The sequence below is a fragment of the Helicobacter pylori FD535 genome, assembly GCF_000296015.2.
In the GTDB taxonomy this organism is placed as follows: Bacteria; Campylobacterota; Campylobacteria; order Campylobacterales; family Helicobacteraceae; genus Helicobacter; species Helicobacter pylori_CT.
This window is the reverse complement of the sequence record NZ_AKHP02000018.1, coordinates 1-10,519: the sequence shown is the minus strand read 5'-3', so window position 1 is coordinate 10,519 and position 10,519 is coordinate 1. Positions and strand designations below refer to the sequence as shown.

Annotated in this window: 7 protein-coding genes; 4 read left to right on the top strand and 3 right to left on the bottom strand. The window is 40.0% G+C overall.

Annotation, left to right across the window (positions count from 1 at the left end; translation table 11 throughout):
• The 4 genes from DV63_RS11815 to DV63_RS11800 all read left to right on the top strand — a co-directional run.
• Positions 1–1,006, top strand: a 1,006-nt coding sequence (locus DV63_RS11815) for a 2-oxoacid:ferredoxin oxidoreductase subunit alpha (RefSeq protein WP_020982394.1), incomplete at its 5' end; no start/stop codon positions are given.
• Between the two features lie 12 nt (positions 1,007–1,018).
• Positions 1,019–1,963 carry a thiamine pyrophosphate-dependent enzyme gene (locus tag DV63_RS11810; RefSeq protein WP_000238160.1) on the top strand — a complete coding sequence of 315 codons (945 nt, stop codon included), beginning with the start codon at positions 1,019–1,021 and terminating at the stop codon, positions 1,961–1,963.
• 109 nt (positions 1,964–2,072) lie between these two features.
• The gene (gene purB, locus DV63_RS11805) at positions 2,073–3,395 is read left to right on the top strand and encodes an adenylosuccinate lyase (RefSeq protein WP_000893928.1); all 1,323 of its coding nucleotides are present in this window, start codon (positions 2,073–2,075) and stop codon (positions 3,393–3,395) included.
• A 70-nt stretch (positions 3,396–3,465) separates the two neighbouring features.
• On the top strand, positions 3,466–4,299 hold the full coding sequence (locus tag DV63_RS11800) for an outer membrane protein (protein ID WP_000816661.1): 834 nt from the start codon (positions 3,466–3,468) through the stop codon (positions 4,297–4,299).
• Here the strand turns inward: DV63_RS11800 and uvrB are convergent.
• The 3 genes from uvrB to DV63_RS11785 form a co-directional block, all read right to left on the bottom strand.
• On the bottom strand, positions 4,296–6,272 hold the full coding sequence (uvrB, locus tag DV63_RS11795) for an excinuclease ABC subunit UvrB (protein WP_031202304.1): 1,977 nt from the start codon (positions 6,270–6,272) through the stop codon (positions 4,296–4,298). The genes DV63_RS11800 and uvrB overlap by 4 nt on opposite strands.
• 50 nt (positions 6,273–6,322) lie before the next feature.
• The gene (locus DV63_RS11790; protein ID WP_001108906.1) at positions 6,323–7,060 is read right to left on the bottom strand and encodes an ATP synthase subunit B family protein; all 738 of its coding nucleotides are present in this window, start codon (positions 7,058–7,060) and stop codon (positions 6,323–6,325) included.
• Between the two features lie 168 nt (positions 7,061–7,228).
• A complete protein-coding gene (locus DV63_RS11785; protein ID WP_031202303.1) occupies positions 7,229–10,417 on the bottom strand; it encodes a DUF3519 domain-containing protein in 3,189 nt (1,062 codons plus the stop codon).
• Positions 10,418–10,519 lie beyond the last annotated feature (102 nt).

The following is a 10,519-nucleotide window of genomic DNA, read 5'->3' as shown; positions in this document are numbered from 1 at the left end:
GGGAGCCGCTGCTGCAGGTGGAAGGGTCAGCACTGCGACTAGCTCTCAAGGTTTGGCGTTAATGGTAGAGGTTTTATACCAGGCTTCTGGCATGCGTTTGCCTATCGTTTTGAATTTAGTCAATCGCGCTTTAGCAGCCCCTTTGAATATCCATGGCGATCATTCTGATATGTATTTGAGTAGGGATTCTGGCTGGATAAGTTTATGCACATGCAACCCCCAAGAAGCTTATGATTTCACTTTAATGGCGTTTAGAATCGCGGAGCATCAAAAGGTACGCGTGCCTACTATTGTCAATCAAGACGGGTTTTTATGCTCACACACCGTGCAGAATGTCCGTCCTTTGAGCGATGCAGTGGCTTATCAATTCGTAGGCGAATACCAAACCAAGCATTCGCTTTTGGATTTTGATAAACCGGTAAGCTATGGCGCGCAAGCCGAAGAAGAATGGCATTATGAGCATAAAGCCCAACTCCACCATGCGATCATGGGCGCGTCTTCTGTGATTGAAGAAGTGTTCAATGATTTCGCTAAACTCACCGGCAGGCAATACCATTCGACGAAAACTTTCCAGCTAGAAGACGCTGAAATCGCTATCTTTGCGTTAGGCACTACTTATGAATCAGCGATCGTAGCGGCTAAAGAAATGCGTAAAAAAGGCATTAAGGCCGGCGTGGCTACCATCCATTCCTTACGCCCCTTCCCTTATGAAAGATTAGGGCAGGATTTGAAAAACCTTAAAGCTTTAGCGATTTTAGACAAGAGCTCTCCAGCGGGCGCTATGGGGGCGATGTTTAATGAAGTAACGAGCGCAGTGTATCAAACGCAAGGGACTAAACACCCTGTGGTGTCTAACTATATCTATGGTTTAGGCGAAAGGGATATGACAATCGCGCATTTATGCGGAATTTTTGAAGAAATCAATGAAGACGCTCTTAAAGGCACGCTCACGCACCCTACCCAACAATTCGTAGGCTTGCACGGCCCTAAAATGAGCTTTTTTTAAAAAGGAAATATCATGGTAAAAGAAGTCAAAACACTCAAAGGTTTTAGCCAAAGCGCTGAAAAATTTCAAGGCTCGCACTTGCTTTGTCCGGGTTGTGGGCATGGCATTATTGTGCGCGAAGTGTTAAACGCTGTAGATGGGCCTATTGTTTTAGGCAATTCTACCGGTTGTTTAGAAGTATGCTCGGCAGTGTATCCGCACACTTCATGGGATGTGCCTTGGATCCATATTGGTTTTGAAAACGGCTCTACGGCGATTTCAGGGGTGGAAGCGATGTATAAAGCGTTAGTGAATAAGGGCCGCTATCAAGGTCAAAAACCAAAATTTGTGGCGTTTGGGGGCGATGGGGCTAGTTATGATATTGGTCTTCAATTCATCAGCGGTTGCATGGAAAGAGGGCATGACATGACTTACATTTGCCTGGATAATGAAAACTACGCCAATACCGGCGGTCAAAGAAGCGGCTCTACGCCGTTAGGGGCTAGCACTTCTACCACGCCAGCGGGATCGGTTAGCTTTGGTAAAAAAGAAAAGAAAAAAGACATCGTCAATATCATGGCAAGCCATGGGGTCCCTTATGTGGCGCAGCTCTCGCCTAACAAATGGAAAGACATGAACAAAAAGATTAAAACCGCGCTAGACACTGAAGGGCCTTGCTTTATTAACGCTCTTAGCCCATGCACGACTGAATGGAAATTTGAATCCAATAAAACCATTGAATTAGCGGATATGGCTGTGGATAGCTTGATGTTCCCCTTATTTGAAATCTTTAATGGCAGGGAATTGAAAATCACTTACCGCCCAAGAAATATCATTCCTGTAAGGGATTATTTAGGGGCCCAAAAGCGCTTCAAACACCTTTTCAAAAAAGAAAACGAACACATTATTGAAGAATTGCAAAAAGATGTGAATGAGCGTTGGGAATACTTGCAACGCAGAGAAGAAGCTAAAGTATAACCCTTCCATTAGATCAAGGCGCTTTGTTGCGTCTTGTGTGGTTTTCTCTCTTGACTTTTTAAACCCCTTTAAAGTAACATAAATCCCATTTTGATTGTAAGGATTGCCGGTGTTAGAACGCTATGCGAATGAAGAAATGAAAGTCCTATGGAATGAGCAAACCAAGTTTGAAACCTATTTAGAAGTGGAAAAAGCTGTCGTTAGGGCGTGGAACAAGCTTGGGCAAATCCAAGATAGCGATTGTGAAAAAATCTGCTCAAAAGCGGCATTCAACCTTGAGCGCATCAAAGAAATTGAAAAAACCACTAAGCATGATTTAATCGCTTTCACCACTTGCGTGGCTGAAAGCTTGGGCGAAGAATCGCGCTTTTTTCATTATGGGATCACTTCTAGCGATTGCATTGATACGGCTATGGCGTTATTGATGACAAAAAGCTTAAAACTCATTCAAAAAGGCGTTAAAAACCTCTATGAAACCCTTAAAAACAGGGCTTTAGAGCATAAAGACACGCTGATGGTGGGCAGAAGCCATGGGGTGTTTGGCGAACCCATTACTTTTGGCTTAGTGTTAGCCCTTTTTGCCGATGAAATCAAACGGCATTTAAAAGCCTTAGATTTAACGATGGAATTTATCAGCGTGGGAGCAATCAGTGGGGCTATGGGGAATTTTGCGCACGCCCCCTTAGAATTAGAAGAATTAGCGTGCCAATTTTTAGGCTTAAAAACCGCCAATATCAATAATCAAGTCATTCAACGAGACCGCTACGCTAGGCTTGCATGCGATCTGGCTCTTTTAGCGAGCAGTTGTGAAAAAATCGCTGTCAATATCCGCCATTTGCAACGCAGTGAAGTCTATGAAGTGGAAGAAGCTTTTTCAACAGGGCAAAAAGGAAGCTCTGCGATGCCTCACAAAAGAAACCCCATATTGAGCGAGAATATCACCGGGCTTTGCAGGGTGATTCGCTCTTTTACGACCCCTATGCTAGAAAATGTCGCCTTATGGCATGAAAGGGACATGAGCCATAGCTCTGTGGAGCGTTTTGCCTTGCCCGATCTGTTTATCACGAGCGATTTTATGCTCAGCCGCCTAAATAGCGTGATTGAAAATTTGGTGGTTTATCCTAAAAACATGCTTAAAAATTTAGCTTTGAGTGGGGGGCTAGTCTTTTCGCAACGGGTGTTATTGGAATTGCCTAAAAAAGGTTTGAGCAGAGAAGAAAGCTATTCAATCGTGCAAGAAAATGCGATGAAAATATGGGAAATTTTGCAACAAGGCGCTTTTAAAAACGCTGATGAAAATCTGTTTTTAAACGCCCTGCTCAACGATGAACGCTTGAAAAAATATTTGAGCGAAGATGAAATCAAAGCATGTTTTGATTACGGGTATTACACTAAAAATGTGGGGGCGATTTTTAAAAGGGTGTTTGAATAAGGCGCGTTTTTACAAAAACAAAACGATAAAATAAGCGATAAAAAATTGAAGTTTTAAATTAAGGGGTTTTTTGAAACGAGCGTTATGTTTAATTTTAGGGCTTTTTTGCACGCTTAATGCAGAGGGTTTTAAAGATGTTTTGACTAAAGGGGATTACACTTTTTTTAATAAAAAAGTGGTTTCGCCCATCAAACGCTATGCGGATAGATCGGCGTTTTATCTGGGGCTTGGGTATCAATTAGGGAGCATTCAGCACAACTACAGCAACTTGAATTTATTCCAACAATTCAATAAGAGCCAAATCGTTTTTAGCGATGGCTTAAGCCCTGTTTTTAAAAATTCGTATGTGTCTAATGGTCTTGGCGTGCAAGCGGGCTATAAATGGGTGGGCAAGCATGAAGAAACGAAGTGGTTTGGCTTCAGGTGGGGGCTATTTTATGATTTGAGCGCTTCTCTTTATGGTCTAAAAGAATCGCAATCTGTCATCATTTCCACTTACGGCTCTTATATGGATTTATTATTTAACGCTTATAACGGGGATAAGTTTTTTGCCGGGTTCAATCTGGGGATTGCTTTTGCTGGAGTGTATGACAAAGTGAGCGATGAATTGTTGTATCAAACGCTTCTTCAAGACACTTTTGGCGGGAAAGTGAATCCAAATGGCTTCCAGTTTTTGGTGGATTTAGGGGTTCGTTTAGGGAATGAGCATAACCAATTTGGCTTTGGGATTAAAATCCCTACTTATTATTTTAACCATTATTATTCCATGAATAACATTAGCAATAATAGTGGAGATGTCCTCAAAGTTTTACGATTTTTAGAATACGGGATCAACAGCTTGTTATACCAAGTTGATTTCAGGCACAATTACTCGGTTTATTTCAACTACACTTATAGTTTTTAAAGCGTTCTTAATTGAGCGATTTCGTCTCTCAAGCGCACCGCTTCTTCAAAATCCAAATTTTTCGCGCATTCTCGCATTTTTTTATCCAATTCTTTAATGATTTTTTCCCTTTCACTTTTAGGCATTTTGTCCTTTTTTAAGGCTTTAGCGATTCTAATCTCATCGTCTCTTAATTTCAATTCCTCTTCTAAAGTGCGAGTAACGGTTTTGGGGGTGATATTATGAATTTTATTAAACTCTTCTTGCTTAGCGCGCCTGTAACTAGTGATCTCAAAGGCTTTTTGCATGCTTTGAGTGATCTTTTTAGCGTATAGTAAAACCTTACCATTAGCGTTTCTAGCGGCTCGCCCCATGGTTTGAATGAGGCTTGTTTCACTCCTTAAAAACCCTTCTTTATCCGCATCCATGATCGCCACTAAAGAGACTTCAGGCAAATCCAACCCCTCTCTTAAAAGATTGATCCCTATTAAAATATCAAATTCTTTAAGCCTTAAAGAGCGGATGATGTGATTTCTTTCAATCGCATCAATTTCACTATGCATGTAACGCACCTTCAAGCCCCATTCAGCATAATATTTGCACAATTCTTCTGCCATTTTTTTAGTGAGCGTGGTGATGAGCACCCTTTCATCTCTGGCCACCACTAACTTGATTTCATCAAACAAATCCTGGACTTGCTTATCGCTGTCTCGCACTTCAAATTTAGGGTCTAAAAGCCCTGTAGGGCGAATGATTTGCTCAGCGACATTCTTTTTGGAAAGCTCTAATTCTAGCTTATTGGGCGTAGCGGACACAAAAAGGAACTGGCAATTTTTATGGATAAATTCATCAAATTTTAAAGGGCGGTTGTCTAAAGCGCTAGGCAATCTAAAACCATATTCCACTAAAACGCTTTTCCTGCTCATATCCCCTGCATACATCCCCCCAAACTGCGGCAAACTCACATGGCTTTCATCTACAATGACTAAAAACTCCCGCTCAAATATCCCCAAATAATCAAACAAACAAAAAGGCGTTTCGTTAGGGGCTTTACCTGTAAAATGGCGTGCGTAATTTTCAATGCCCTTACACACACCGGTTGCGCTAATCATTTCTAAATCATGCTCGGTGCGTTGTTTGAGGCGGTTGTATTCAAGCATTTTATCCTGCTCTTTAAAAAATTTCAACCTTAGAGCGAGTTCATCTTCAATGCTTTTAATGGCTAAGTTCAACCTCTCACTCCCCACCGCAAACTGACTGGCCGCATAAAGCATGACAGAATCCAATCGCTTGATTTCATTTTTTTCTAAAGCGTCAAAGACGGCAATCCTTTCTATCTCATCGCCAAAAAATTCAATCCTAATAAATTCAGCGTCATTATAAGCGGGGAAAATATCCACGCATTCCCCGGTCGCTCTGAAGCTCCCCCTATCAAACACCACTTCATTACGGCTATAACCCATTTCTACCAGCTTGAGTAAAAAGCTCTTATAAGCGCGCTTCTCGCCCACTTTGATCTTTTCCATGACTTTTAAATACTCTTCAGGGTTACCCAAACCATAATTAGCCGAAACGCTCGCTATCACAATCACATCATCATAACCCAAAAGCGAGGTGGTCGCGCTCAATCTTAAACGCTCTAAATCATCGTTAATAGAGCTGTCTTTTTCAATGAATAAATCCCTTCTAGGGATATAGCTTTCAGGCTGGTAGTAATCAAAGTGGGAGATAAAATACTCCACCCTATTATGCGGGAAAAACGCCTTAAATTCGCTATAGAGCTGCGCGCATAAGGTCTTATTATGGCTCATGATCAAAGCGGGTTTATTGGTTTGAGCGATGATATTGGCCATCGTATAAGTCTTACCGCTCCCTGTAACCCCCACTAAAGTTTGATAATGGTTGTTATTTTTTAAGCTTTTCGTTAAGGCTTCTATGGCTTGGGGTTGATCGCCTGCTGGTGGATAAGGGCTTTTTAAATCAAATAAAGGCATCTTTAAAACTCGCATTTTTTAGAGGTATTATAGTGGTTTTTTAACACGCTTTATTCAATCTCAAAAAAATCAATGTTTTGATAATGATCGGTCTTTTTCGCTTCGGTGATCTCGCTTGTAGCTTGTTGCTTTTCTTGCGTGATATTGTTTAAAACTTCTTGCTTATTGGTGTTAATTTGATTTGTAGCGCTCTCTTTGGCTTCGTTAATGTTCGTTATCGCTTGCGTTTGTTTTTCGGTTATTTCATTGTTAGCGTTCGTTTTCGCTTGCGTTAGCGCTTCAAGGCTTGCGGTCTTATCAGCGTTTATTTGCGTTGTAGCGTTATCTCTCGCTTGGTTTAAAAAGAGTTGGTAGCTCGTTAAAAGCTTGGTAGCGGTTTCTATAATCTGATTTTCTAGCTTTTTAATCTCGCTTTTGATGTTCTCGGTGTTAGCGTTTAGTGTGTTGGTTACTTCTTGCTCGTTGCTTTTCATGCTCGTATTGAAAGAATCAAAAAAGCCCTCGTATTCTTTCATTTTATTTTTCAAGCGCTCGCCGGCGTTACTAAGCCATTCAATGGAGTTTCTTAAACTGCTGTCAATCTCGTTGGCGTTTTTAAAAAAATCCAAACTCAAAAGCACTTCTAAAATCCTAACGATGCCCTTAAGGCTTAATTCTACTTGCTCGGTAAAAAGAGTATTAGAATTTAGCGCGCTTTGTAATTGCTTTAAAAGTTCGTTAGTGATTTCTTTGACCTGTGGTTGCTCAGCGATCTCTAAAGCGCTGTTAGGGAGATTAGGGTAATTCATCTTATTCTTACTCCTTGACTGGTTAAAATTTTTGTTTTATCATTTCAAAATACATTAGCTTTATCAAATATGTCTAGCGCTCAGCTCATAACTGATGTTCAATTGCTATTCTGAGATTTTGCTAATGTTTTTTTATAAATTAAACTATCCTTATAATTTCCTCTTGCCTTATACATTGTTTTTAGCATTAGTTTTTAACCTTTCATAAGCGTTAAACTTCTTTTCTAACTTTGGCAATAGATCAAGTAATTCCCTGCTCTCCTTACTGCTTCTACCGCTTTCAATGCCGTATTTAATGAAATCAAACACATTGATTTGACTAATAGGCTTACTCGTTCCTGTAAAAATATCGGCTGCGTTTTCTATCATTCGGTCTTTAGCTTTTACTAAAAACTCGTAAAACTGCGCGCTAGGGTTTTCAAGGCGCAAAAAGCGCGCGAAAGAACTCCCTAATAATTCGCTTATCACGCTGTGGTAAGCGTCCTTGTTTTCTTTAATGAAAGCATTCATGCCGTTTTCATCTGTGCTATTGACTAAGTAGTCAATATCATGCGCCAACTTGCTGAAATTATCGGCTCTGTTACCGCTTTCAAGCATTTTAGCGCTAGTGTCTAGCGCATCGGTTAGATAAGGTGAAATCGTGAAATTTTTAATCGTGGTGTCGTTATTGAGATTGTGAAAATTCGCGCTGTTATTAGCAAACATTTCCTTAAACGCTTTAAATTGCTCTCTGTCTAGGTTTTTATAAGCGTTATCAAACACTTCTAAAAAGCTGTTATTAGGGGTGTTTCTGGCGTAATGACTCAAAAGGGCTAGGTTAGCGTTTTCTACTTGGGTATGACTTGGGATTTTAGCGTCTTTCTCTAACGCTCTTGCAACCTGATTGGCTAAATTCTCCACGCTGTCGCTTTCAAATTGAGGCGGTAAATGTTTCAATTTGTCGTTATAACTGCTCATCGCGCTTAAAAGCGTATCGCTAAAGCTGTTGGCTCGGTTTTCGTTAGATTTGCTCGCTAATTTAAAAATCTCTTTGTCGTTTAATTCCTGCTCTGGCATTCTAACTAAAAGCTCATCAGGCTTCAATTCAATGTTAAAATTTTCCTTAATCGCTTGTTCGTATTTTTTTCGGCTCTCTGCGTTAAAGTTTAGCATGCCTTGTATCCTGTGGTTTCCTGCGATAACTTGCCCGTCTCTTAAGATAATGGGCAAATCATCAAAACCCCCGCGCCCTATAATCAATTTAGGATTAAAGCGCTCGGCTATCTCTTCTACTTTCTTGCTATCCACTGCGGTGCGTGTTTGCGTGCCCGTGTTTTTGAAATTGGGCTTTAAATCGCTCTTATTGACGATCACAAACTTTAAGGGGTGTATTTCATCATCGTTTAAGCTAACGCTCGTTTTAGGGGCGTTTTCTAGCTCTTTATAGGGTATATTTTCACTTTTCTTAATTTCTCTGTCTAATTCGCTTTTACCTAGCGTGGCGTTTTTTTGCGCTCTGATTTTATCTCTCAATTCGGCTCTTTCTTGATCTTTAATCTTTTGGGCGTGTTGTTTTTCTGCTTTAGCTAATCTTTCGCTTTCTAGTTTCTTCTGCTTCTCTAGTTGGCTTTTTTCTAATACAGATAAGGGCGGTTCTTGACTCGTTAAGCTTTCTTTAGTAAAATTGTTTTCATTAAGGTTTGAGATGCTATAGTTGATGCCATCTCTGTAATCGTTAGAGAGTGTCCCATTGGTCTCTAACTCCCTTAAAACCTTATCATCTCTTTCAAAACTTGTAATCATATAATGATTTTTTAAAGGCGTATTTCCTTTTTGACTACTTAAACCTACTTCAATATCATTATATCTTATGGTCGCATGCCCAATATAATCATCATCTTTAATACCTTTCTCTATCACTTCCGGTATTTGTTTTAATAATTCGTTAGTCCTTTCTTTGATTTGCTCTGCATTTAATCCTAACCTTGTGTATTGTTTTTCTCTCTTTTCTAAGATGTGCGCTAATCCGTAGCCATCTTTGCCATCCTTGCCCCACACAAAATCAATCCCTCCTAAATCGTCCCTGAACGCTGCGCCTGCGACTTGTCCGTTTTTCTCTTGTAATAATTTCTCTAACGCTTCTTTTGGCTTTAAAACAAACTCGGGGTAATTTGTGCCAAACTCTTTAAGGGGCGTTATAGCGTCTTGTAATTTGCGGAGTTTTTCGGCGTTGGCTTGTTCGCTTAAAGGCGCTTGATTTTTTAGCGTGTTTGTGGTAGGATTAGGTTCAGTGAGTTTAGAGGGTTCCAACCCTACCTCTTGTAATTGGGCTATAGGGCGGAATGGTAGCCCACTCTCACTATTATAAATTTCATAACTGCTTATTACCCACTTATTCTCTAGCTTTTGATTATCCCACTTATCATTAAGTCCCACTCGCATATGCTTGTATTCAATAGCTATTCTGCCGTTATTATCAACCTTAACGCCTTTTTCTATAATCTCAGGGATTGATTTAACAACATTTAGGGCGTATTCTTTAGCTTCTCTTTGGTTTAAGCCTTTGCTTAAGGCTTGATCTTCTCGGCGTTCTAAGATGTGCGCTAATCCGTAGCCATCTTTGCCATCCTTGCCCCACACAAAATCAATCCCTCCTAAATCGTCCCTGAACGCTGCGCCTGCGACTTGTCCGTTTTTCTCTTGTAATAATTTCTCTAACGCTTCTTTTGGCTTTAAAACAAACTCGGGGTAATTTGTGCCAAACTCTTTAAGGGGCGTTATAGCGTCTTGTAACTTCGCAAGCTTTTCGGCTTTGGCTTGTTCTAAAGGGCTTAAATTTTTAGCTTCTTGTGTGGTTTTGTTATGTAATTCTGTATTTTTTGATAAATCCTCTTGACTTTTTAGGGGTTTTTGTGTAGGATTCTCTGTAGCACCACTATAGGAACTCAACCTATGGCACACCTTCGCATCAGCGTTGAGTGAGGTGCTTGAAAATTCTTTATAAACTTCATTATTTTTATAACTCCCATTGTTCTTGAACATTGTTTTTAAAACTAATTCATTTTTCTTATTGATCGCTTGCTCTACCACTACCGCATAGCCATTAACTTGTTTAAACGCCGTTATAGCTTCTTGATCGTATTTGTCTAAAGTTCTAAGAATTGCATCGGCGTTATTAACGATATATCTATAATTAGCTATATCTTCGTAAGTAATAGGGATTTCTCCATTCCTAACATTAACAGAATTAACGCCATGCCTTTTGAGTATATGAGCGATAGCATCATGATCTAAACTCGCTCTTATGTTTTTAGGGTGTTTAAAGTTAGCGTCAGCTAAAAGTTCTAATTCTTTGTTAGAGGCTTTTTCTATAATCATTTTCTTGTTGTTTTTGTGTAGAAATTCAACAATTTCAGGGTTTAGGTTATTAGTTCCAAAAGTGATCGCATCTCTCCCGCTTGTAGGGATTTCTGCGTTATT

Bases quoted from the DNA above. Each gene is read 5' to 3' on its own strand.
- DV63_RS11810 (WP_000238160.1), top strand. From the start codon at position 1,019: ATGGTAAAAGAAGTCAAAACACTCAAAGGTTTTAGCCAAAGCGCTGAA.
- uvrB (WP_031202304.1), bottom strand. From the start codon at position 6,272: ATGCCTTTATTTGATTTAAAAAGCCCTTATCCACCAGCAGGCGATCAA.
- DV63_RS11790 (WP_001108906.1), bottom strand. From the start codon at position 7,060: ATGAATTACCCTAATCTCCCTAACAGCGCTTTAGAGATCGCTGAGCAA.
- DV63_RS11785 (WP_031202303.1), bottom strand. From the start codon at position 10,417: ATGATTATAGAAAAAGCCTCTAACAAAGAATTAGAACTTTTAGCTGAC.